Genomic DNA, 21,494 nt, shown 5'->3' with positions numbered 1-21,494 from the left:
GCTTTCGCTTTAAGTCCCCCGCCGGGCCGCTGCGCCGCGGCACGCGCCGTCGCCACGACGGCCCTTCGGGTTCGCCCGCTCATGCACGAACAAGTCACGCACGAACAAGGACACTCGCGATGCAGCTTCACGTTCGCCGCCTTCCGCCTCATGCCGCCGTGACGGTCGATGCGCCCGCACGGCTGCATCTGGGGTTTCTCGATCCGAACGCCTCGCTTGGACGCGCGTTCGGCAGTCTCGGCCTCGTGATCGACGGCGCCGGCACCCGCATCGAAGCGCGGCTCGCCGAGCGCGACCGGATCGACGGTGCGGCGACCGATGCGGAACGCGAGCGTATCGCGATCTGTCTGGAACGGCTGCACGCCGCGTACGACCCGACTCCCGTCGCTATCGAGGTCACCCGGACGCCGCGCGCGCACAGCGGCCTGGGATCGGGCACGCAACTCGCGCTCGCAGTCGGCAGCGCCTTCGTTCGTCTGCTCGGCCATGTCGCGACTAGCGCCGAACTCGCGAGCCTGCTCGGACGCGGCGTGCGCTCGGGCATCGGCATCCTCGGCTTCGATGCCGGCGGCTTGCTGGTGGATGGCGGACCGTCCGGCGACCTGCACCCGGGCGTGCCGCCTCTGCTCGCGCGTCAGCCGTTTCCGGATAGCTGGCGCGTCCTGCTCGTCAGCGACAACGCTCGCGAGGGCCTGCACGGCGCTGAAGAGCGCCGCGGCCTCGCCGCGCTCGCCCCGTTTCCGCAAGAACTCGCCGCGCGTCTGTGCCACCTCGTCCTGATGAAGATTCTGCCGGGCGCCGCGGAGCGCAACATCGCGCCCTTCGCGCATGGCCTGACGGAGATGCAGCAGACCATCGGCGAATACTTTGCCCCCGTGCAAGGCGGCGTGTTCGCGAGCCCCGATGTCGAGCGCGCGCTGCGCGCCGTGGCCGCGCAGCGAACCGCGGGCATCGGCCAGACTTCGTGGGGGCCGACGGGCTTTGCGATCGTCGCCAACGCGCGCGAGGCCGAGTGCGCGCTCGCCACGGCACGCGAGGCCACGCGAGGCATGCCGCACATCGAATGCACGGTCGTCGCGGGACGCAATCGCGGCGCGACGGTGCGCTCCGCCGAAGCACGGCAGCAGCAGCGCATCGACGCCGCATGACGCGCTTCGGTCCCGCGCCGCTGCGTGCGAATCCAGTGGCCCACGCAGCCGTGCGCCCTTGCCTTGCGCCCTCCATGAGAAACGCCACAGAAACGAGCCTCCTGCCATGTCCGACACCACTGAAAAGCCCACTGAAAGGCCTTATATCCTGCACATGTTCACGGCCGCTCCGCAGATGAGTCCGTTCGACGTGAACATGGCCGCCGACGCCGGCTACCAGATCATCGTGCCGTATTGCGGGGTCGAGGCCGGGATGGTCGCGAACCTGACTCAGGACGCGATCTTTTCGCGTGGTCCGAAGGGCGTGTCGCGCACCGGCATCTTCATCGGCGGGCGCGACGTCATGCTCGCCGCCGACATGCTCGACACCGCGCGCAAAGCCATGGTCCTGCCGTTCGAAGTGTCGGTGTTCGCCGATCCGAGCGGTGCATACACGACCGCCGCCGCACTCGTCGCCCTGGTCGAGCGGCATCTGGCCAAAGCGTACGGCATGGAACTGGGCGGCAAGCGCGTGCTGATTCTCGGCGGCACCGGCGCGGTCGGGCGCGTGGCGGCGGCGATGGCGGCCTCGCTCGGCGCCGACGTGTCGATTGGGAGCCACGCCGGGCAGGCGCGCGCGGCGCGCGTCAGCGACGACATCAATCGGCGCTTCGGCATCGTGACCAAGGGTGTGAGCACCGCGACGCCGGAAGAACTGCGCGCGGCGTTGGGCGTTGCCGAGATCGTACTCGCCACCGCCATCGCCGGCGTTCAGGTGGTCAGCGCCGCCGATCTCGCGCATGCCAGACATCTGCTGATTGCCGCGGATGTGAACGCCGTGCCGCCGGAAGGCATCGCGGGCGTCAACGTGATGAACGATGGCAAGCCGATCGAGGGCGTGCCGACTGCTGGCGGCGCAATCGGCATCGGCGCGCTGGCGATCGGCAATGTCAAATACCAGGTGGAGCATCGGCTCTTCATCCGAATGCGCACGGGCGGCAAGCCGGTCTACCTGGGTTTCCCGCAAGCCTTCGACGAGGCCCGCGCCGTCGCGGCCGGCCTCGGTTGAGCGCGCCCTGCGTCGCGGGCCGCACGCTGCCGCTATCCGAGTCGCCATGAACTCGCGTCCGTCGCTCTCGCATGCACCGCTCGTCGCGGTGGCGGGACTGTCCGCACGGATGCTCGCGCAGTCCGCCGCGCGTGCCGGCCTGCGCGTCGCCGCGCTCGATGTGTTCGGCGACCGCGACACTCGCGAGGCAGCCGAACTGTGGTTCGACATCGGCGGCGGCCAGCTGTCGATCGATGGCGCGCGGCTCGCGCAGGCGCTCGAACGCGCCGCGCGCTTGCCGGGTCTCATCGGCTGGATCGACGGCAGCGGGCTCGAGCCGTTCGTCGCGCCGTTGTGCCGCGCGCACGGCCTGCCCCGCTTCATCGGCAATCCTGTGGAGGCCAGCGCCGCGGTGCGCGAACCCCAGCGGTTCTTTGCGCTGCTGGATGCGCTGGATATTCCGCATCCGGCGGTCGCGTTCACGCGGCCCGCTGCGGCGCAAGGGTGGCTGGTCAAACACGCGAACGGTTGCGGCGGCACGCATATCGAACCGGCCACGGCGTTTGGCGATCCGCGCGTTCCCGCGCAAGCTTATTTCCAGCGGCAGAGCAGCGGCCGCTCGCTGTCGGCGCTGTTTATCGCCGCTCGCGGTAGCGCGCGTGTGCTCGGCTTCGCTGAGCAGCTCATCTGCACGATGGGCAATCTGCCCTTCGTGCATGCCGGGTCGATGGGTCCGATCGATCTGCCGCCAGCCGTCGAGGCGCGTGTGCGCGCGGCGATCGCTGCACTCTGTGCGCAGACCGGCCTCACTGGCATCAATAGCTGCGACTTTCTGCTCGACGGCGACGCATTCGCGCTGCTTGAAATCAACACCCGCCCCTCGTCGACGATGACGCTCTACGAAACCGCATCGCCTCGCGCATGGCCGCGCGGGCTGCTCGCGTGTCATATCGAAGCATGTCGCTACGGCCGCCTGCCAGCAGCGAAAACGCCTGCGCCGGCAGCGTGGCGCGCCGGCCAACAGGTGCTGTTCGCGCCGCGTCCGTTCGCCGTCTCCCAGGGCTTCAGCGACGCCTGCCTGCGCGACCCGCGCTGCCGCGACGTGCCGATGCCCGGTACGTGGATCGAAGCCGGACAGCCGGTCTGCACGCTGCTCGTGCGAGCGGCTTCGGTGGACGCGGTGCGGCGTGCACTCGAAGCACAGCACGCGCTCGTTCTGCAACGAATCGAAACCTGCCATGAGCCCGACTATGCCTTCATCCAATGCCACTCCTGATGCACCCCAGCCGCCGCTCGCCAGTGCTGCCGCGCTAAGCGTCAACGCGCTCAGCGAGCGTCTCGTTGCCCGGTTGGTCGACGATGCAGCGCGCTTCGGCGTGAAAATCAGCCACGCGGAAAGCGGCAGCGTGCTCGTTGACGCAGGCGTCGCCGCGCCTGGCAGCGTCGCGGCCGGCGTGTTGATCGCGCGCATCTGCATGGGCGGCCTCGGCCACGTCACGGTGCGCGAGAGCCTGGATGCGCAGCCGCTGTGGCCGAGCATGATCGAGGTGCGCACCTCGTGGCCCGTGCTGGCCTGCCTCGGCAGCCAGTACGCCGGATGGAGCCTGGCGGCGACCAAAGAACAGACCGGCGGCAAGAAGTTTTTTTCGCTCGGGTCGGGGCCGGCGCGCGCGCTGGCCGTCAAGGAGCCGCTGTTCGCCGAACTCGGCTACCGCGACAGGCACGAGCGCGGCGTGCTGGTACTCGAGGTTGACCGCCTGCCGCCGCAGGTCGTGATCGACAAGGTGCTGCACGACTGCGGCCTGGCGCCCGAGCGGCTGACGCTTGTCGTCACGCCGACACACTCTGTCGCGGGAACGGTACAGGTAGTGGCGCGCGTCGTCGAAGTTGCATTGCACAAAACGCATGTGCTTGGCGTCGCGCTGGACGAGGTGGTCGAAGGCGGCGGCTCGGCGCCCTTGCCGCCGCCCGCGCCGGACGGCATTCAGGCGATGGGCCGCACCAACGATGCGATCCTCTATGGCGGCCGCGTGCATCTCACCGTGAAGCACGATGCGGTAGCGAAACAGCTCGCCGCCGAATTGCCCGCCTCGACCTCGCGCGATTACGGCCGCCCGTTCGCGGACATCTTCACGTCGTTCAACTACGACTTCTACCAGATCGATCCCGCGCTGTTCGCCCCGGCCGAAGTATGGGTGAGCAGCCTCGAAAGCGGCGCGACCTATCACGGCGGGCGCGTCGACGCGGCGTTGCTGCACGACCAATGGGGCGGCAAGCCATGAGCCTCCCTATGCCTGGCGTGAACCCCGCCGACGCGCAAAACCCCGCCAACGCGCAAAACCCCGCCAACGCGCAAGCGCCCCTGCGCATTGCGATCATGACCGACGAAACCGGCTGGCACACCGGGCGCCTCAAAAAGGCCTTCCGTGCGCGTGGCGGGGAAGCGCGCTGCATCGATCTCGCCGACTGCCGGATCGACACGACGTGGGCCCCCCATGGGCTGATGCTGCCGGGCTTCGGCCACACGCTGCCCGATGCGGTCTTCGTGCGTGGGATTGCCGGCGGCACCTTCGAGCAGGTCACGCTGCGGCTCGGTATCCTGCATGCGTTGCGCGAATCCGGTGTGCCGGTCTACAACGACGCGCGCGCGATCGAGCGCAGCGTCGATAAATCGATGACGAGTTTTCTGCTGCATCGCAACGGCGTACCGACACCCGCAACATGGGCCGGCGAATCCGCGGCGTTCGCGCAGCGCGTGCTGATCCGCGAAGCCGCGGCCGGACGCCAGCTCGTGCTCAAACCGCTGTTCGGCTCGCAAGGCCATGGACTCAAACGGCTCGGCGCGGGTGGCGCCCACCATGGCGCGCTGGCGCCTCTGCCTTCGCTCAAGCCGTACCGGCAGGTCGCTTATCTGCAGCGCTATGTCGATGGCGGCCGCCCGGGCTTCGACTGGCGCGTACTGGTGATTGGCGGCCGTGCCGTGGCGGCGATGCGGCGCGTCGGCGGCAAGGACTGGATTCATAACTTCGCGCAGGGCGCCGTGTGCGAAGCGGCCGAACTCGATCCGCCGCTCGCACAGACCGCGGTGCGCGCCACCGAGGCACTCGGACTCGACTATGCGGGCGTCGACCTGATCCCCGATCCGCACGATGCCGCGCGGCCGCTCGTGCTGGAAGTCAACGGCGTGGCAGCATGGCGCGGCCTGCAGTCGGTCACTTCGGTCGACCTCGCGGCGGCGCTCGCCGATGACCTGCTCCAGCGCAAGCTGCCCGCGCAGCGTCGCGCGCTCGCGCAGACCGGCGAGCCCGCCGTCGTGGCGTTGCATGGACGCCATGGCTGAGCCGCCCTGTCTTGTCGCGTTCGAGCGCGTTCGCACGGCCTTTCTCGCGGCCTGTCGACTCGATGTGGAAACACCCAAGCCCGGCAACGTCAGCGTGCAATGCGCCGGACACGGCATGCGCGCGGCCCAGTTCATCACCAGCGCGGAGGTGGCCGCCGACGCACTGCTCACCCGCGGCGCGTCTGTCGGCCTGCGCGTGCTCGATGCGGTCACCCGCACGCGCGCCGCGGTCGCCTGCAATACGAACCTCGGCATCCTGCTGCTGGTCGCCCCGCTCGCCGCGGCGCTGGAGGAAACCGCGGGCCCGCTGTCGGCCGACCACTGGCGCGCGGCGACCGAGCGCGTGCTCGCGCGGCTCGACCTCGACGACGCGCGCCTCGCGTACCGCGCGATTGCGCTCGCCAATCCTGGCGGTCTCGGCGAGGCCGCCGAGCAATCGGTCCATGCCTCGCCCACGGTCGGCCTGCGCGACGCGATGACGCTCGCCGCCGGGCGCGACAGCATCGCCCGCCAATACGCGGAAGGCTTTCGCGACATCTTCGAGACCGGCCTCGCCGCGTTCCGCGAAGTGCCCGCTGATCAGCCGCGGATCGCCACGCTCAATGTCTTTCTCACCTTCCTCTGCACTTGGCCCGACTCTCACATTGTGCGTAAGCAGGGCATGGCGCTGGCGCAGAGTGTCACGCTTGCGGCACGCGAACGGTACGCGCAATGGCGCCACGCGCTCGCGCAACCGGGCCATGACGCGGCGGCTCAGCCGCTCGATGCATGGGACGCCGAACTGAAGGCTGAGGCCATCAACCCCGGCACCAGTGCGGACCTGACGGTGGCGACGCTGTTCGTCGCCGGCTGCCTCGCACCGGCCTGCAGCGCCGGCCTTACGTCGCGCGGGCCGCGCGGGCCACGCGGGCGGCGCACTGGCACGGATCCTGTTAGTTAGTGCCACCGTGCATCGACACGCCGCCCGGCGATCGCGGACCAGCACCGCCACGGGCGGCATGCCAGTTAGTCAGCAAGTCCCTATTCCACTCATCGGAGGAACAGAATGGCCAAGATCAATCGCGTCCTGATAGGAGAGTCGCTCGTCGGCGACGGCAACGAGGTCGCACACATCGATTTGCTGATCGGACCGCGAGGTTCGCCTGCGGAAACCGCATTCTGCAATGCGCTCACTAACAATAAGGATGGCTTCACATCGCTGCTCGCTGTCGTCGCACCGAACCTGCTCACCAAACCGAACACGATCCTGTTCAACAAGGTGACGATCAAGGGCGCCAAGCAGGCCGTTCAGATGTTCGGTCCCGCTCAGCACGCCGTGGCGCTCGCGGTCGCGGACAGCGTCGAGGACGGCACGATCCCGAAGGACGAGGCAGACGATCTGTTCCTGTGCGTCGGCGTCTTCATTCACTGGCAGGCGGACGACGACAAGAAGATCCAGCAGTTCAACTACCAGGCGACGCGCGAGGCGCTCAAGCGCGCCGTCAACGGTGAACCGAGCGCCGCGGAGGTCGTGGCGAAAAAGAGCAGCGTCGCGCATCCGTTTGCACCGAACTGACGGTGCGCGGGTTCGCGTGGATGTGACGAGGGCCCGCAGCTGCGCGGGCCTTCGCCATGGTGCGAACGCTCTCATAGAGGCATGAGATGACCATACGATGTCGTGCGCTGGCGGCCTGTGCCTGCATCGCGCTCGCCGTGCCGCTCGCCAGGGCGGACGGCGACACGCCCAGGGCGACGGCCCCGGCGGGAGGTTACAACTACCCGACGCAGGGACGCGTCGAATACGTGCTGGGTTGCATGGACGACAACGGACACGATTTCGTGAACGTCTATAAATGCTCGTGCGTGATCGACAAGATGGCCGCCGCGCTGCCCTACGACGAGTTCGTCGATCAGTCGACGTTCTCGAAGTACGCGACGCTGGGCGGCGAAGGCGGTTCGGAGTTTCGCGTCGATCACGCGAAAGCGCAGACGAAGAAATTCCGCACGTTGCAGACCGATGCATACCGCAGTTGTGGGCTAGGCCATGACAAGACAGCGTCAGCGAAGTAGTGGGCGCCGCGTGAGGCACTGCACGCGGCGCTGGCAATGGCGCCGCGCCGCCTTACGTTAGTTCGGAATCAGCCCTTCCCCAAGCGACGCATAACCCACGAGCCCGCTAGCCGCTTGAGGTATATCGCTGCGCCGCCGTTCGATCTGCACGCCGACGGCCGACACGTCGTCGAACTTGGCCGGTTTGGCAAGCGCAACGCGCACCCAGTGAGCGCCGAAGTCGGCAATCAGCAGGCGCGCCACCGCTTCGGCAAGCGCTTCGAGCAGACGCACGCCGTGCGACGCGAGCAGCGCATGCAGCGCACTGCGTACCGCCGCATAGTTGATCGTGTCCTCGATGCGATCGGTTGTGCACGCACGGATAGCAGGGACACCGATTGCGAGATTCATTCGCACCGGTTGCAGGACATGCTGCTCGCTGGTGTCGATACCGATGATCGTCTGACCGATAAAGTTCTCGATGAATACGATGTCCATGCGCCCGGACAGCGTGCCGGTAGATGGCGCGTCGAACGGAGCAGTGGCGCCCGGCGCACCGTCATCGGCGCAGGCTGCGGAGAAACTGGCAAGGCGAACGGCATCGATACGGTCCATGGTGTACTCCGCCGCAAAGCGGCAAATAGTGAGCAGACGCAACTCGGGTAAACGCAAAGCAGGACAGGGGTAACAGGACGCGAAGCACTCTGCGCCGAACCTGCAACACGCTCTTCGCGGCCGGCCAGTGACAGGGGGCCTGAAACAGCATGGCGTTGAGAAAAGCAAAAATCGGGCACGCCATGGAGGGTTAATGCGACTTCTTATTGAACGGGAGCGCCATCGGGCGTACAGTTTTAAGCCAACGTCTGATACAAGGGCGAATTACCCAGTGCGCATGCGGACCCAGAGATCGCGGCGCGAGGGGAAGACGGTATCGATAAAGCGGCACTCGTGACGTACATGGCGAAGCAGACGCAACCGCAACGCAATGCAACGCAATGCAACGCAATGCAATGCAATGCAATGCAAACCCGGCACGCACGAATTGACGCATCGGAGACAAACCTCATGTCGTTGCTCGCTGACAGCAGTATGCACGTCCGTGAAGTTCTGAACGTCGTCAATCATCAATTGGCGACACGTCCGACGAGCGAGCCCGTCGCTCAATCCTGGGCGCGCTGCGTGAACGAATTCCAGCTCGACCCTTCGCGGTTCGTCACGCCCCCCGTCCTGACGGACTACGAACTACGTTCGCGCCGCGAGGCGATGGGCGATCTGATTGCCTGCTCGAAGCTCGAGATGACCACGCTTTATCAGCAACTGGCCGATCCCGAACTCGCGGTGGTGCTGGTCGACGCGGGTGGCGTGATCGTCCATCAGGTTTCGTCGGTGCCTTTCGCCGAAGCAGTCGCCTCCGACGGCTTTCGCGTCGGCGCCTTGTGGAGCGAGCGCGAAGCCGGCACAAACGGAATGGGCACGTGTCTGGCCGAGCGCGACTGCATCGCGGTCTGCCAGCACGAGCATTTCTATCCGCGCTATACGTCGCTCACCTGCTCCGCCGCGCCGATTTTCGACGACAGCGGCGAGATTGCCGGCGTGCTGGATGTGACGAGCCGCTCGAAGCTGCTGCAGCAGCATTCGCTGGTGCTCGTCGGCATGTCGCGGCAGATGATCGAGAACCGTTTGCTCGATGCGCGTTACCGTCACGCGAACATGATTCATTTCCATAGCCGCCCGGAATTCGTCGGTACGCTGCACGGCGGCAAGCTGGCGGTGGCGGACGACAGCACGGTGCTCGCCGCGAACCGCAGCGCCCTCTTCCAGCTCGGCTTCCGCACGCTCGGCGAATTGCGCGGCCGGCGCATCGAGGAAGCGTTCAATGCGTCGCTCGAAGACATGATCGCGCGCAGCATCCGCGGGTCGTTCCATCCGGTCACCGTGTATAGCGCGAACGCGACCAACCGCTTCTTTCTCGTCGCGCAGACTGCGCAAAACAGCGCGGCACGCGGCACGCGGGTGGCGGTGACAGCGCCTGTTGCCCGCGCCAGCGCGCCGGAAAAACGGCCACCGCCGGCCCGGCTCGACGAGATCGCGCACCTCGAGTTCGGCGACCCGCGCATGGCCTCGCAAATCCAGCTCGCGGCGCGCGTGGTCCAGCGCAAGATCCCGATCGTGCTCAGAGGGCAAACGGGTACCGGCAAGGAAGTCTTCGCGCAGGCGCTGCATAGCATCAGCCCGCACGCGTCCGGCCCGTTCGTGCCGGTGAATTGCGCGTCGCTGCCCGAAAACCTGATCGAAAGCGAACTGTTCGGCTATCGTGCCGGCGCGTTCACCGGCGCGCAGCGCGAAGGACGGCGCGGCAAGATCGTGCAGGCCAACGGCGGCACGCTCTTTCTCGATGAAATCGGCGACATGCCGCTCACGTTGCAGGCGCGGCTCTTGCGCGTGATCGAGGAACACGAGGTCACGCCGCTCGGCGCTGAAACGACCGTCAAGGTCAATTTTCAGCTCATCAGCGCAAGTCACCGCAACCTGCTCGAACTCGTGCACGGCGGGCAGTTCCGCGAGGATCTGTACTACCGGCTCAAGGGCGTCGAGCTGAATCTGCCGCCGCTCAGCGAGCGGGTCGACAAGCTCGCGCTGATTCATCATCTGCTCGAAAACGAAACCGACAACGATCCGCCTGAGCTGACCCCGGAAGCCGAGCACGCATTGCTGACCTATGCATGGCCCGGCAATATCCGCCAGCTGCGGCACGTATTGCAGATGGCCATCGCGCTGTGCGACGGGCAACCGATCCGCTGCGAGGACCTGCCTGCCGAAATCACGCAACGTATGCCGGCCACCGGAACGCCGGCCGCCGGATCGCCGGCCGCCGGGCTGCCGGTCGCTTCGCGCGCGGATGCGGACCTCGATCCGCATCCGGCCAACGACGCGGATCTTTCCGCGCTCAATGCAATTCAGCTGAACGAACGCGAGACCGTCCTCACGCTGCTCGATGAGCATCGCTGGAACGTCAGCAATGTCGCCAAGGCGCTCAGCATCAGCCGCAACACGCTGTACCGCAAGATGCGCCGGCTGCATATCCGTCTGTCGCACGACGGCTCGGCGCTCGACAGTGCGCCGCCCGACGATTCGCCGCCCGAAGAATCGCCGCCCGCCGCCAACGCATGACCCAGGCGCCCGCTCGCAATCTCGCCGACTTCAAGCCCGATGCGCGCTTCGCGTGGTGCGTAACCGGTTCCGGCCATCTGCTCGAAGAGTCGATCGCGCTCGCCCTGACGTTGCCGCGCGCCGACCTCTTCCTTTCCGCGGCCGCGGAGGAAGTCCTGCCGCTCTATGGCTGGCCGCTGCCCGAGCTGCGCAAGCACTTCCGCGTGTTTCGCGACAACAGTGCGAGCGGCGTGCCGGTCGGCATGCTCTATCACGGCATGTACCACACCGTGGTGATCGCGCCGGCCACCAGCAACACCGTGGCCAAATGCGCGTTCGGCATCTCCGATACGCTGCCGACCAATATGTACGCGCAGGCAGGCAAGCAATGCATTCCGGGCATTGTCTTTGCATGCGACACGGAACCGACCGTGGTCACGCAAAGCCCGAACGAATGGGTCGAATTGCGTCCGCGGGCGATCGAACTCGACAACGTTGAGCGCCTGTCGCGCTTCGAATACACGACGCTCGTCCGCTCGCTGGATGAGCTGAAAGCGGCGCTCGGTGAACGCTTGGGGCGGCCCGGCGCGTACTGACATGAAACAGCCCCCACGCTCCCTGCGGTCGCTGCCCCCCGAGGGGGAGTCAGTACGCTTGGGGCGGCCCGGCGCGTACTGACATGGACCACATCGTCTTCCTGACTGGCCGGCTCGCCGAAAAGAGCCTGATCCGCGTGCTCGAAAGCATGGCGCCGACGCCGTTCAGCTGGGAGATTCGCGAAATCGGCCTGCAGGTCGCCGCGCTGATGACCGCCGACATGATCCGCCGCCGGGTGCCCGCCCCGCTCGCGGCGCAGCGGGTTATCGTACCCGGGCGCTGCCGCGGCGATCTCGCTGCGCTGACCGGGCACTATGGCGTGCCGTTCGAGCGCGGTCCTGAAGAGGTCAAGGATCTGCCGCAATTCTTCGGCCGGGAGGCGCAGCCGTTCGATCTGACGCGTTACGAGACCGAGATTTTTGCTGAGATCGTCGATGCGCCGCGGCTCGATCTGGACGGCATCGCCGCGCGTGCGCGCGACTACGCCGCGCAGGGCGCCGATGTGATCGACATCGGTTGCCTGCCCGAAACACCGTTTCCGCATCTCGAAGACGCGGTGCGCCTGTTGAAAGCCGAAGGGTATCGTGTGAGCGTCGATTCGATGCGCAGCGAGGAACTGCTGCGCGGCGGCCGCGCGGGCGCAGACTACCTGATGAGCCTGAACCTCGATACGCTATGGATCGCCGACGAGGTGCCGTCCACGCCGATCCTCGTCGCGCGCGAACCGCGCGATCCCGATTCGCTCGACGCCGCGATCGACCTGCTCGCCGCACGCGGCCGCGCGTTTCTCGCCGACCCGATTCTCGATCCGATTCCGTTCGGTCTCGCCGCATCGATTGCTCGTTATGTCCGGCTGCGCGAACGCTACCCGGACATCGCCATCATGATGGGCATCGGCAATGTGACCGAGTTGACCGAGGCCGACACCAGCGGCATCAACGCAGTGCTGCTGGGTATGGCAGCGGAGCTTCATGTGAGTGCAGTGCTCACCACTTCCGTCAGCCTGCATGCGCGGCGCGCGCTGCGCGAAGCCGATGTCGCGCGCCGGGTGATGCACGCTGCCCGCGAAGCGCAGGTGCTGCCCAAGGGCATCAACAGCGACCTCGCGACCGTCCATGCCAAACGCCCCTTTCCATACAGCGCCGCCGAAATCGGCGAGTTTGCCCGCGACGTGCGCGATCCCAACTTTCGCGTCCAGATCAGCGCCGACGGCATTCATGTTTACAACCGCGACGGACATCGCCGGGCCGGCGACCCGTTCGCGCTCTACCCGGACCTGCATCTCGAAGCCGACGGCGGCCACGCATTCTATATGGGCGTCCAGCTCGCCCGTGCGGAGATCGCATGGCGGCTCGGCAAGCGTTTCGATCAGGACCAGCCGCTCGACTGGGGCTGCGCGGCCGACCGTCCCGAACAGGATCTCATGGCGTGGTGCGCGCCAGGCGAGACGATGAAGAAGCGCTGAGGGCTCAAGCAAGCGCAGCCATTCATCGCGCCACCGCCAAAGCGCCGGCGCCTTCGTTGTCTTCGTTCACCTGCTCGAGCTCGTCGTGCATCCCGCCGATGGCCTGCGCGTAGTCGTCAGTACCGAACACCGCGGAACCGGCCACGAACACGTCCGCACCCGCCGCTGCGATCTGCGCGATGTTCGACGCCTTCACGCCGCCATCCACCTCGATCAGCAACGGCCGTCCTGTCCGCTGCATCGTCGCATCGACCCTTTCGCGCAAGGTCCGCAGTTTGTCTAGCGTTTCCGGAATGAAGGCCTGCCCGCCGAAGCCCGGATTCACCGACATCACGAGCACCACGTCGAGCCGCTCGATCACATGATCGAGCACCGCGAGCGGCGTGGCCGGATTGAGCGCCAGTCCCGCGCGCGCGCCGCTCGTCCTGATGAGATCGATGGTCCGGTGCACATGGAGCGACGCCTCCGGATGAAAGCTGATGGTATTCGCGCCCGCCTCGGCAAAGCTGGCGACGAGCGGATCGACGGGTATGGTCATCAGATGCACGTCGATCGGCACGGACGTATGCGGCCGGATCGCCGAGCACACGAGCGGGCCGACCGTGAGGTTCGGCACGTAGTGGTTGTCCATCACGTCCAGATGAATCCAATCCGCGCCGGCTGCCGTGACGTCGCGAATCTCGTCAGCGAGGCGGGCGAAATCCGCTGACAGCAGCGATGGGGCAATCAGGAAGTCGCGCATGAGTCTCCTTGCAAACAGGTCAGTGATAGCGGCGCGCCATCATCGAATCAGGTGGTGGCGCGCGGTGCATGCCGCTGGTGTGTACTTATGGCGCGAGTTGCGCAACGCGGCGGGCTTCGTCCACCACGGCCCGCGCGGTCAGATTGAAATGCGCGAACAGCGCGGCCGCAGGGGCGGATTCGCCGAAGGTATCGATGCCCACCACGCCGCCTTCAAGCCCCACGTATTGCCGCCAGAACGCGCGCACACCCGCTTCGACCGCGACGCGCGGCACGCCCGGCGGCAGGACCGCGTCGCGCCATGCGCCCGGCTGCCGGTCGAACACGCTGGTGGATGGCATCGACACGACCCGCGCGGCGATGCCGGCTTCGGCCAGCGGCGCGACGGCATCGAGCGCCAGTGAGACTTCCGAGCCCGTAGCGATGAGCACGACGCGCGGTTGTTGGCGCTCGGCCGGCCAGTCGCGCAACACATAACCGCCCCGCTCGATCGCGTCGATCTGCTCGCCGCTGCGGGCGGCGAACGGCAGATTCTGGCGACTCAGCAGCAGGCACGACGGCCCGTCGCGTTCAACAGCAGAGGCCCACGCCTGTGCGGTCTCGACCGTGTCGCATGGACGCCAGACGTCGAGTCCGGGAATGAGCCGCAAGCTCGCCGCGTGTTCCACCGACTGATGCGTCGGTCCGTCTTCGCCGAGGCCGATCGAGTCGTGCGTGAACACGAAGATCGAACGGGTCTTCATCAACGCAGCCATGCGCAAGGCGTTGCGCGAGTAGTCGGAGAACGTGAGGAAGGTGCCGCCGAACGGAATCTGCCCGCGATGCAGCGCGATGCCGTTCATCACCGCGCTCATGCCGAACTCACGCACGCCGTAGTGCAGATAGTTGCCGCCTTGCAGGCCGCCATCGTCGGCATGGACGTCGACCGCGGCTTTCCAGTGGGTGAGGTTCGAGCCGGTCAGGTCGGCGGAGCCGCCCAGCAGTTCCGGGAGCGTGCGCGCGAGTACCGCGATCGCCTGCTGCGAGGCCTTGCGGGTCGCAATCGATTCGGCCGCGCAGTCCGCGTCGCGCACCATCGCGCGGACCGCATCGCGCCAATGCGCAGGCAGCGTGCCTTGCATCCTGCGCTCGAACTCGGCGGCCTCGTGCGGATAGCGCTTGCGATAGGCTTCGAAACGCTTCGTCCAGTCCGCTTCGGCGGCCGCGCCGCGCTCACCGGCATCCCAATGCGCGCGGACTTCGGCCGGCATCGAAAACGGTGGATGCGGCCAGCCAAGCGCGCGCCGCGTGTCGGCGACTTCGTCGGCGCCGAGCGGCGCGCCGTGCACATCGTGCGTACCCGCTTTCGACGGCGCCCCTTTGCCGATCACCGTGCGGCAACAGATCAGCGTCGGCCGGCCCGCTGCGCGCGCGCCTCGCAAGGCCCGGTCGACCGCGTCGACGTCGTGTCCGTCCACTTCGCGTACGACGTGCCAGCCGTAGGCGGCGAAGCGCGCCGGCGTGTCGTCGCTGAACCACTGCGCGACGTGGCCGTCGATCGAGATACCGTTGTCGTCGTACAGCACCGTGAGCTTGTCGAGCTTCAGCGTGCCGGCGAGCGACGCCGCCTCGTGCGAGATGCCTTCCATCAGGCAGCCGTCGCCGGCAAACACGTAAGTGCGGTGATCGACAATCGGATGATCAGGCCGGTTGAATTCGCGCGCGAGCAGCGCCTCGGCGAGCGCCATGCCGACAGCGTTCGCCAGCCCTTGCCCGAGCGGCCCCGTGGTCGTTTCGACCCCGGGCGTGACACCGACTTCAGGATGCCCCGGCGTCCTGCTGTGCAATTGACGGAAGCGCTTCAGTTCGTCGATGGGCAGGTCGTAGCCGGTGAGATGCAGTAGACCGTACAACAGCATCGAGCCGTGTCCGTTCGACAGTACGAAGCGGTCACGGTCGGGCCATGCCGGATTGCGCGGATTGTGTTTCAGATGCCGGTCCCACAGCGCGACGGCAATCTCGGCCATGCCGAGCGGCATACCGGGATGGCCGGACTTCGCCGCTTCGACCGCATCGATCGCGAGCATGCGCAGCGCGTCGGCCATCAGCCGGGTCGCGGGTGTTGCGATGGATTCTGCGACGGCACTCATCGAACGTCTCCTTGCACGAATTAAACAAACCGCGTTGCGCAGTGCTTCAGGCCCGCGCCCGCCGGTCGATCAGTTGAAGAATCATCGGCGTGAAAATCAGCTGCATCGCAAGGCCCATCTTGCCGCCCGGCACGACGATCACATTGGGGCGCGACATGAACGAGTCGTGCAGCATCGTCAGCAGATACTGGAAGTCGATCCCCTTCGGGCGCGCGAAACGGATCACGACGAAGCTCTCGTCCGGCTGCGGAATCTCCCGGGCGATGAACGGATTCGACGTATCCACCGTCGGCACGCGCTGGAAGTTCACATGCGTGCGCGAGAACTGCGGACAGATGTAGTTCACGTAGTCAGGCATGCGCCGCAGGATCGTATCGACCACCGCCTCGTGCGAGTAGCCGCGCATGGTCTGGTCGCGATGCAGTTTCTGAATCCATTCGAGGTTGATGATCGGCACGACGCCGATCAGCAGATCCGGGTGCCGCGCGATGTCGATGCTGTCGGTCACCGCCGCGCCGTGCAGCCCTTCGTAGAACATCAGGTCGGTGTCGGGGGTGACGTCCTCCCACGGCGTGAAGGTTCCGGCGTCCTGCTTGTAGGGCCGCGTTTCGGCTTCGTCGTGCACGTAGTGGCGCAACTGCCCGGTGCCGTTCTCGCCGTAGCTGGCGAACAGTGATTCGAGTTCTTCGAGCAGATTCGCCTCCGGTCCGAAATGGCTGAAGTTCTGTGCGCCATCCCGCTCATGCTGCTTCATGGCCTCGCGCATGCCGTTGCGGTCGTAACGGTGAAATGCGTCGCCTTCGACGATCTGCGCGTTGATCTTTTCGCGCCGGAAGATATGGGTGAAGCTCTTCATCACGGTCGTGGTGCCGGCGCCGCTCGAACCGGTCACCGCGATGATCGGGTGTTTGACTGACATGCGCTTGTCTCCGGATAGTGGTGTTCTGATCGGGTGGTGCCTGGCGAACCCGCGTCGCAATCCGTCAGGCCGTGAAACCCGGCAGGAAAAGCGAGCGCCGGCCAAAAAGCGGCGAGGTGAAGGGCTGATCTTCGCCGCGATCGTATTCACCGTGATAGCGGCCGATGCGCTCCACCTCGTTCTTCGAACCGAGGATCACCGGCACGCGTCCATGCAGCGCGTGCGGAACAACGTCGAGAATGCGCTCGCGCCCGGTGATCGAGAGACCGCCCGCCTGTTCGATGAGAAAGCTCATCGGGTTGGCTTCATACAAAAGCCGCAAGCGCCCTTCCATGGCCGGTGTCTTCGAGTCGCGCGGGTACATGAACACGCCGCCGCGCATCAGGATGCGGTGCACCTCGGCGACCATCGACGCGATCCAGCGCATATTGAAGTCGCGCGCGCGGCAGCCGCTGCGTCCGTCCTTGCACTCCTGCACGTAGCGAAGCACCGGCGGCTCCCAGAAACGTTCGTTCGACGCGTTGATCGCGAACTCGACGGTGTCTTCGGGAATGCGGATGTTCGAATGCGTGAGCACGAAGTTGCCGATGTCGCGCTCCAGCGTGAAGCCATGCGTGCCGTCACCGACCGAGAGCACGAGCATCGTCGACGGACCGTAGACCGCGTAGCCGGCTGCGACCTGCTCGCAGCCCGGCCGCAGAAACGCGGACTCGCCGACCCGCCCCTGCGGATCGGCGGTGTTGCCATTGCCATTGCCATTGCGCAGCACCGAAAAGATCGATCCCACCACGCCGTTGATGTCGATATTCGACGAACCGTCGAGCGGATCGAAGGCGAGCAGATAGTCGCCGCGCGGGTAGCCTGGCGGAATCGGGTAGACGGTCTCCATTTCCTCGGACGCCATCGCGGCGAGCAGTCCGTCCCACTCGCACTGCTGCACGAAAATCTCGTTGGTCGCGACATCGAGCTTCTTCTGTTCCTCACCGTGCGTGTTGATGCTCTGGGCGGAGCCGTAATTGCCGCCAAGCGCGCCTTTGGTGAGCATCGCCGAGATCGACTTGATTGCGGCGGCTACGTCGATCAGCAGCGCCGAGAGGCCGGCGTTCTGCGCCGTCCCCGCGCAACATGGCTGGCGGTCGAGGGTGTCGATCAGGAACTTCGAAAGGGTCGTACGTCCGTCTTGCATGGCGATCTCCTGAGGGATTGTTTTCGTTCAGCCTGGCGGCGCCGTCACGGCGCGCGTTGCATGAGAGGACGCGGGCGCCCCTTCGCTCGCCGCAAGCGGCTCGGCGAACACGCGGCTCGCGCGAACGTCGGCGGCGGCAATCAAGGTGAGCGCGTCGGCATCGATCGGCGCGCCGCCTTGCATCGCCGTGGCGAAGAGGCGATTGGCCTGGCGCAGCCGCGAACGATCGAGCGCATTGCGCACCGAGCGGGCGTTGGCGAAATTCGGCTGGCGGATGCGTAGTGCGAGATAGTCCGCGAAAGCGCGCCGCGAGTCGGCGTCGAAGCGGTAGTGCATCGTCGCGAGCATTCGCTCGGCGATGTCGAGCAGTTCGGCGTCGCCGTAGTCGGGAAACGTGATGTGATGCGCGATGCGCGAACGAAAACCCGGATTGCTCTCGAAGAACACTTCCATGCGCGCCGCGTAGCCGGCCAGAATCACCACCAGATCGTCACGCTGGTTTTCCATCGTCTGGAGCAGGATTTCGATCGCTTCCTGACCGTAGTCGCGTTCGTTTTCCGGGCGATACAGGTAATACGCTTCGTCGATGAAGAGCACGCCGCCCATCGCACGCTTCAACACATCGCGCGTTTTCGGCGCGGTATGGCCGATGTACTGGCCGACCAGATCGTCGCGCGTCACCGACACCAGATGATTGCGGCGAATGTAGCCGAGCCGGTGCAGCACTTCGGCCATGCGCAGCGCGACCGTGGTCTTGCCGGTGCCGGGATTGCCGGAAAAGCACATATGCAGGGTCGGCGCGCCGCCCGCGAGACCGAGCGAATCGCGCGCGCGCTCGACCAGCAGATGCGCCGCGACCTCGCGAATGCGGGTCTTCACCGGGGCGAGCCCGACCAGATCGCGGTCGAGTTCGGCGAGCACGTCGCCGATGCCGGAGTCGCGATAGAGCGCGGCGAGATCGATATGCGGCGCTTCCGCGCGGCTGTCTCGCACCGTGGCAGCGTCCCGTGCGACGGACGGCGGCGCGTTGGCATCGATGGCGGCAGCTTCGGTCATGGCCTCTCCCTTTGTTTGTGGCGGTTCATCGAGCCTCGCATCGCGGGCCTTCTTCTAGCGTGCCGGTCCGTATCGTTCACCCGACGGCCGGTCGCCCGCGTAGCTCGACAGCCCGTACCGCTGCACCCGTCCCTGCCCGTCCTGGCGCGTGAGGCGGAAGCCCGGTTCCTCGTCCGGACGGTTGACGATGAACGACAGGCGCATCGACTCGAAGCCGCGCACCGAGTCGAATGCGTTGACCTTGATGTAGTGCTGCGGCCGCGCCGCGCGGCACGCCTTCACTTCCTGCAACACGCCTGCCGCATCGTGCAGATCGAACATCGGCAGGCCCCACATGTCCCAATAGGTGTTGCGCGGATGCGGGTCGTCAGTGAATTCGACCGAACAGGCCCAGCCCTGGCGCAGCGCATAGTCGATCTGCAAGCTGATCTCCTCGTCGGTCAGTTCCGGCAAGAAGGAAAACGTGCCCTGTGTAATACGCATGACGTACCTCGTTAATGGATGCAGCGCTGGGAACGGCGTCAACGGTCTCCCGCGCAGTGCCGCAGCACTGCGCTCGGACTTACCCTGAGAATCTTTGAATGCCCGCCGCTCAGGCCGCGGTCGGCGTGGCGGCGAAATCTGGCGTGTCGGTCGACGCGTAGTTGAAGGTCACATCCCGCCACGTATCGAGCGCCTGCTGGAGCGGCGTGCACCAGCGCGCCGCGGCGTCGAGAATGTCCGGCCCTTCGTGAACGATGTCGCGGCCCTCGTTGCGCGCCTTCACCATCGCTTCGAGCGCGACGCGATTCGCCACCGCGCCCGCCTGAATACCGGCCGGATGGCCGATCGTGCCGCCGCCGAACTGCAGGATCGCGTCGTCGCCGAACAGATCGAGCAGCTGATGCATCTGCCCCGCATGAATGCCGCCCGAGGCCACCGGCATCACCTTGCGCAAGCCGGCCCACGGCTGATCGAAGAAAATCCCGCGCGACAGGTCGACCTCGTTGTGCGCCTCGCGGCACACGTTGTAATAGCCCTGCACCGACAGCGGATCGCCTTCGAGCTTGCCGACCGCGGTGCCCGCATGCGCGTGATCGACGCCCGCCATCCGCAGCCACTTCGCGATCACGCGAAACGAAATGCCGTGATTGCGCTGCCGCGTATACGTACTGTGTCCCGCGCGATGCAGATGCAGAATCATGTCGTTCCTGCGCGCCCAGCGCGCCATTGACTGAATCGCGGTCCAGCCGATCACGAGATCGATCATCACGATGCATGAACCCAGTTCCTTCGCGAATTCGGCACGCTCATACATGTCCTCCATCGTGCCGGCCGTCACGTTCAGGTAGTGACCTTTGACCTCACCCGTTTCCGCTTGCGCGCGATTCACCGCTTCCATCGAAAACAGAAAACGTTCGCGCCAGTGCATGAAAGCCTGCGAGTTGATGTTCTCGTCGTCCTTCAGAAAATCCAGGCCGCCTCGCAATCCTTCGTACACGACGCGGCCATAGTTCTTGCCCGACAAACCGAGCTTCGGCTTGACGGTTGCGCCAAGCAGCGGCCGTCCGTACTTGTCGAGGCGCTCGCGCTCGACGACGATTCCCGTCGGCGGCCCCTGGAAGGTCTTCAGATAAGCAACAGGTATGCGCATGTCTTCGAGACGCAGCGCCTTGAGCGGTTTGAAGCCGAACACGTTGCCGATGATCGACGCCGTCAGATTGGCGACGGAACCCTCTTCGAACAGATCGAGCTCATAGGCGATGTACGCGAAGTATTGCGGTTCGCCGTCGCGCGAGGCCGGCACCGGCTCGACGCGGTAGGCCTTGGCCCGATACATGTCGCACGCGGTCAGCCGGTCGGTCCACACCACGGTCCAGGTGGCCGTCGACGATTCGCCGGCCACGGCCGCCGCCGCTTCCTCCGGATCGACGCCCGGCTGCGGCGTGATGCGAAAGAGCGCGACGATGTCGGTTTCTTTCGGCGTGTAATCCGGCTGCCAGTAGCCCATCTCGCGATACTTCATGACCCCCGCGGCGTACCGCTCGCGAGGATTGCCCGCGTTGCGCGGCTTGTGTACGGACTCGATCACCGGTTGACTGAAATCGTTCATGACGTATCCTCGAATGTGGACAAGCGCGCTGCCGGAAGAACGAAGCGCTTGTTTGCACTGTAGGCAAGGACGTCGCTATTGAGAATTCACGATTTTATTTGGCAGACTTAACCGATCCGTTATCGATCTCATATCGCGGAGCGCATTTTCAACCCATGCGCTACCGGTCGGTGGAGAACGGCTTGCACGGGAATGGCAAACACGGCGTGACAGACGGACAGAAACCTTCTGTCCGTGATGGAACACTTTGCTGCATTCCCGGAACAGTGCGCCGCGTGGCTGCATCATGTCGCTCTCCCGGCCGCCGCGCCGGCCTAATTCGACAGACGCTGCATGGCAGCGCGGCAATACGGGCAATACGCAGCCCACGCGTCGTCATCCGACGCCCGGCATGGAGCTTGCGTGGCAATGCACGCCAATGAAGTCCCGGTATCACGCCGGGCCGACGGCGCAACGCTGCATCAACACGTGGAGGAAGCACATATGCAATGGAAGACTCCGAGCTACACCGATATGCGTTTTGGTTTTGAAATCACGATGTATATCGCTGCGCGTTAAGCCCGCACGGGCCGCGAGCCGCGGCCCCTCCGCGGATCGGGTGTTATTCACTCGCTAA

At 66.0% G+C, this 21,494-nt stretch carries 20 protein-coding genes; 12 read left to right on the top strand and 8 right to left on the bottom strand.

Annotated elements, in window-relative coordinates:
* The first annotated feature begins 119 nt into the window (after positions 1-119).
* From AC3WLT_RS25820 to AC3WLT_RS25785, 8 genes are all read left to right on the top strand, one after another.
* Positions 120-1,148, top strand: a complete 1,029-nt coding sequence (locus AC3WLT_RS25820) for a beta-ribofuranosylaminobenzene 5'-phosphate synthase family protein (protein WP_492594519.1) — start codon at positions 120-122, stop codon at positions 1,146-1,148.
* Positions 1,149-1,254: 106 nt separating this feature from the next.
* Positions 1,255-2,196, top strand: a complete 942-nt coding sequence (locus AC3WLT_RS25815) for an NAD(P)-dependent methylenetetrahydromethanopterin dehydrogenase (protein WP_492594518.1) — start codon at positions 1,255-1,257, stop codon at positions 2,194-2,196.
* A 46-nt stretch (positions 2,197-2,242) separates the two neighbouring features.
* Positions 2,243-3,451 (top strand): ATP-grasp domain-containing protein, encoded by a 1,209-nt coding sequence (locus AC3WLT_RS25810; protein WP_492594517.1) that lies wholly within the window; start codon positions 2,243-2,245, stop codon positions 3,449-3,451.
* Entirely contained in the window at positions 3,426-4,457 is a 1,032-nt protein-coding gene (mch, locus tag AC3WLT_RS25805; protein ID WP_492594516.1) for a methenyltetrahydromethanopterin cyclohydrolase, read from the top strand. Before AC3WLT_RS25810 ends, mch begins: the two co-directional genes overlap by 26 nt.
* The gene (locus tag AC3WLT_RS25800; RefSeq protein ID WP_492594515.1) at positions 4,454-5,515 is read left to right on the top strand and encodes an ATP-grasp domain-containing protein; all 1,062 of its coding nucleotides are present in this window, start codon (positions 4,454-4,456) and stop codon (positions 5,513-5,515) included. The genes mch and AC3WLT_RS25800 overlap by 4 nt, the downstream gene beginning before the upstream one ends.
* Complete coding sequence (locus AC3WLT_RS25795) at positions 5,508-6,455, top strand: triphosphoribosyl-dephospho-CoA synthase (protein ID WP_492594547.1); 948 nt, start codon at positions 5,508-5,510, stop codon at positions 6,453-6,455. The genes AC3WLT_RS25800 and AC3WLT_RS25795 overlap by 8 nt, the downstream gene beginning before the upstream one ends.
* A 105-nt stretch (positions 6,456-6,560) precedes the next feature.
* On the top strand, positions 6,561-7,070 hold the full coding sequence (gene fae, locus AC3WLT_RS25790; protein ID WP_492594514.1) for a formaldehyde-activating enzyme: 510 nt from the start codon (positions 6,561-6,563) through the stop codon (positions 7,068-7,070).
* 86 nt (positions 7,071-7,156) lie between these two features.
* Positions 7,157-7,564, top strand: coding sequence for a hypothetical protein (locus AC3WLT_RS25785; RefSeq protein WP_492594513.1), 408 nt, complete (start codon positions 7,157-7,159; stop codon positions 7,562-7,564).
* Between the two features lie 57 nt (positions 7,565-7,621).
* Here the strand turns inward: AC3WLT_RS25785 and AC3WLT_RS25780 are convergent, their stop codons facing one another.
* On the bottom strand, positions 7,622-8,158 hold the full coding sequence (locus AC3WLT_RS25780) for a dihydroneopterin aldolase (RefSeq protein ID WP_492594512.1): 537 nt from the start codon (positions 8,156-8,158) through the stop codon (positions 7,622-7,624).
* Positions 8,159-8,608: 450 nt separating this feature from the next.
* On the opposite strand from AC3WLT_RS25780, the gene AC3WLT_RS25775 reads away from it, so the two are divergent.
* From AC3WLT_RS25775 to AC3WLT_RS25765, 3 genes are all read left to right on the top strand, one after another.
* Positions 8,609-10,714, top strand: a complete 2,106-nt coding sequence (locus AC3WLT_RS25775) for a sigma-54-dependent Fis family transcriptional regulator (RefSeq protein ID WP_492594511.1) — start codon at positions 8,609-8,611, stop codon at positions 10,712-10,714.
* Positions 10,711-11,289: a flavoprotein gene (locus AC3WLT_RS25770; protein WP_492594510.1), complete on the top strand. Its 579-nt coding sequence runs from the start codon at positions 10,711-10,713 to the stop codon at positions 11,287-11,289. Before AC3WLT_RS25775 ends, AC3WLT_RS25770 begins: the two co-directional genes overlap by 4 nt.
* A gap of 83 nt (positions 11,290-11,372) precedes the next feature.
* The gene (locus AC3WLT_RS25765; protein ID WP_492594509.1) at positions 11,373-12,755 is read left to right on the top strand and encodes a DUF6513 domain-containing protein; all 1,383 of its coding nucleotides are present in this window, start codon (positions 11,373-11,375) and stop codon (positions 12,753-12,755) included.
* 22 nt (positions 12,756-12,777) lie between these two features.
* On the opposite strand, the gene rpe is transcribed toward AC3WLT_RS25765, so the two are convergent.
* The 7 genes from rpe to AC3WLT_RS25730 all read right to left on the bottom strand — a co-directional run bounded on the left by rpe (position 12,778) and on the right by AC3WLT_RS25730 (position 20,878).
* Complete coding sequence (gene rpe / locus AC3WLT_RS25760) at positions 12,778-13,497, bottom strand: ribulose-phosphate 3-epimerase (protein ID WP_492594508.1); 720 nt, start codon at positions 13,495-13,497, stop codon at positions 12,778-12,780.
* Between the two features lie 85 nt (positions 13,498-13,582).
* Entirely contained in the window at positions 13,583-15,625 is a 2,043-nt protein-coding gene (gene tkt, locus AC3WLT_RS25755) for a transketolase (RefSeq protein ID WP_492594507.1), read from the bottom strand.
* A gap of 46 nt (positions 15,626-15,671) precedes the next feature.
* Positions 15,672-16,544, bottom strand: a complete 873-nt coding sequence (locus tag AC3WLT_RS25750) for a phosphoribulokinase (protein WP_492594506.1) — start codon at positions 16,542-16,544, stop codon at positions 15,672-15,674.
* A 64-nt stretch (positions 16,545-16,608) separates the two neighbouring features.
* The gene (locus AC3WLT_RS25745) at positions 16,609-17,730 is read right to left on the bottom strand and encodes a class 1 fructose-bisphosphatase (protein WP_492594505.1); all 1,122 of its coding nucleotides are present in this window, start codon (positions 17,728-17,730) and stop codon (positions 16,609-16,611) included.
* Between the two features lie 27 nt (positions 17,731-17,757).
* Complete coding sequence (cbbX, locus tag AC3WLT_RS25740; RefSeq protein ID WP_492594504.1) at positions 17,758-18,786, bottom strand: CbbX protein; 1,029 nt, start codon at positions 18,784-18,786, stop codon at positions 17,758-17,760.
* Between the two features lie 54 nt (positions 18,787-18,840).
* Positions 18,841-19,269 carry a ribulose bisphosphate carboxylase small subunit gene (locus AC3WLT_RS25735; protein ID WP_492594503.1) on the bottom strand — a complete coding sequence of 143 codons (429 nt, stop codon included), beginning with the start codon at positions 19,267-19,269 and terminating at the stop codon, positions 18,841-18,843.
* Between the two features lie 109 nt (positions 19,270-19,378).
* On the bottom strand, positions 19,379-20,878 hold the full coding sequence (locus tag AC3WLT_RS25730) for a ribulose-bisphosphate carboxylase large subunit (RefSeq protein WP_492594502.1): 1,500 nt from the start codon (positions 20,876-20,878) through the stop codon (positions 19,379-19,381).
* Positions 20,879-21,361: 483 nt separating this feature from the next.
* On the opposite strand from AC3WLT_RS25730, the gene pqqA reads away from it, so the two are divergent.
* Complete coding sequence (gene pqqA / locus AC3WLT_RS25725; protein WP_492594546.1) at positions 21,362-21,436, top strand: pyrroloquinoline quinone precursor peptide PqqA; 75 nt, start codon at positions 21,362-21,364, stop codon at positions 21,434-21,436.
* Positions 21,437-21,494 lie beyond the last annotated feature (58 nt).

Source organism: Paraburkholderia sp. FW306-2-2C-D06C, from assembly GCF_058781505.1.
This window is presented reverse-complemented; position numbering and strand designations above follow the sequence as displayed.

Bases quoted from the DNA above. Each gene is read 5' to 3' on its own strand.
- AC3WLT_RS25785 (WP_492594513.1), top strand. From the start codon at position 7,157: ATGACCATACGATGTCGTGCGCTGGCGGCCTGTGCCTGCATCGCGCTC.
- AC3WLT_RS25795 (WP_492594547.1), top strand. From the start codon at position 5,508: ATGGCTGAGCCGCCCTGTCTTGTCGCGTTCGAGCGCGTTCGCACGGCC.
- AC3WLT_RS25815 (WP_492594518.1), top strand. From the start codon at position 1,255: ATGTCCGACACCACTGAAAAGCCCACTGAAAGGCCTTATATCCTGCAC.
- mch (WP_492594516.1), top strand. From the start codon at position 3,426: ATGCCTTCATCCAATGCCACTCCTGATGCACCCCAGCCGCCGCTCGCC.
- AC3WLT_RS25735 (WP_492594503.1), bottom strand. From the start codon at position 19,269: ATGCGTATTACACAGGGCACGTTTTCCTTCTTGCCGGAACTGACCGAC.
- rpe (WP_492594508.1), bottom strand. From the start codon at position 13,497: ATGCGCGACTTCCTGATTGCCCCATCGCTGCTGTCAGCGGATTTCGCC.
- AC3WLT_RS25820 (WP_492594519.1), top strand. From the start codon at position 120: ATGCAGCTTCACGTTCGCCGCCTTCCGCCTCATGCCGCCGTGACGGTC.
- AC3WLT_RS25780 (WP_492594512.1), bottom strand. From the start codon at position 8,158: ATGGACCGTATCGATGCCGTTCGCCTTGCCAGTTTCTCCGCAGCCTGC.
- AC3WLT_RS25750 (WP_492594506.1), bottom strand. From the start codon at position 16,544: ATGTCAGTCAAACACCCGATCATCGCGGTGACCGGTTCGAGCGGCGCC.
- AC3WLT_RS25775 (WP_492594511.1), top strand. From the start codon at position 8,609: ATGTCGTTGCTCGCTGACAGCAGTATGCACGTCCGTGAAGTTCTGAAC.
- AC3WLT_RS25770 (WP_492594510.1), top strand. From the start codon at position 10,711: ATGACCCAGGCGCCCGCTCGCAATCTCGCCGACTTCAAGCCCGATGCG.
- tkt (WP_492594507.1), bottom strand. From the start codon at position 15,625: ATGAGTGCCGTCGCAGAATCCATCGCAACACCCGCGACCCGGCTGATG.
- fae (WP_492594514.1), top strand. From the start codon at position 6,561: ATGGCCAAGATCAATCGCGTCCTGATAGGAGAGTCGCTCGTCGGCGAC.
- AC3WLT_RS25800 (WP_492594515.1), top strand. From the start codon at position 4,454: ATGAGCCTCCCTATGCCTGGCGTGAACCCCGCCGACGCGCAAAACCCC.
- AC3WLT_RS25745 (WP_492594505.1), bottom strand. From the start codon at position 17,730: ATGCAAGACGGACGTACGACCCTTTCGAAGTTCCTGATCGACACCCTC.
- AC3WLT_RS25730 (WP_492594502.1), bottom strand. From the start codon at position 20,878: ATGAACGATTTCAGTCAACCGGTGATCGAGTCCGTACACAAGCCGCGC.
- AC3WLT_RS25765 (WP_492594509.1), top strand. From the start codon at position 11,373: ATGGACCACATCGTCTTCCTGACTGGCCGGCTCGCCGAAAAGAGCCTG.
- AC3WLT_RS25810 (WP_492594517.1), top strand. From the start codon at position 2,243: ATGAACTCGCGTCCGTCGCTCTCGCATGCACCGCTCGTCGCGGTGGCG.
- cbbX (WP_492594504.1), bottom strand. From the start codon at position 18,786: ATGACCGAAGCTGCCGCCATCGATGCCAACGCGCCGCCGTCCGTCGCA.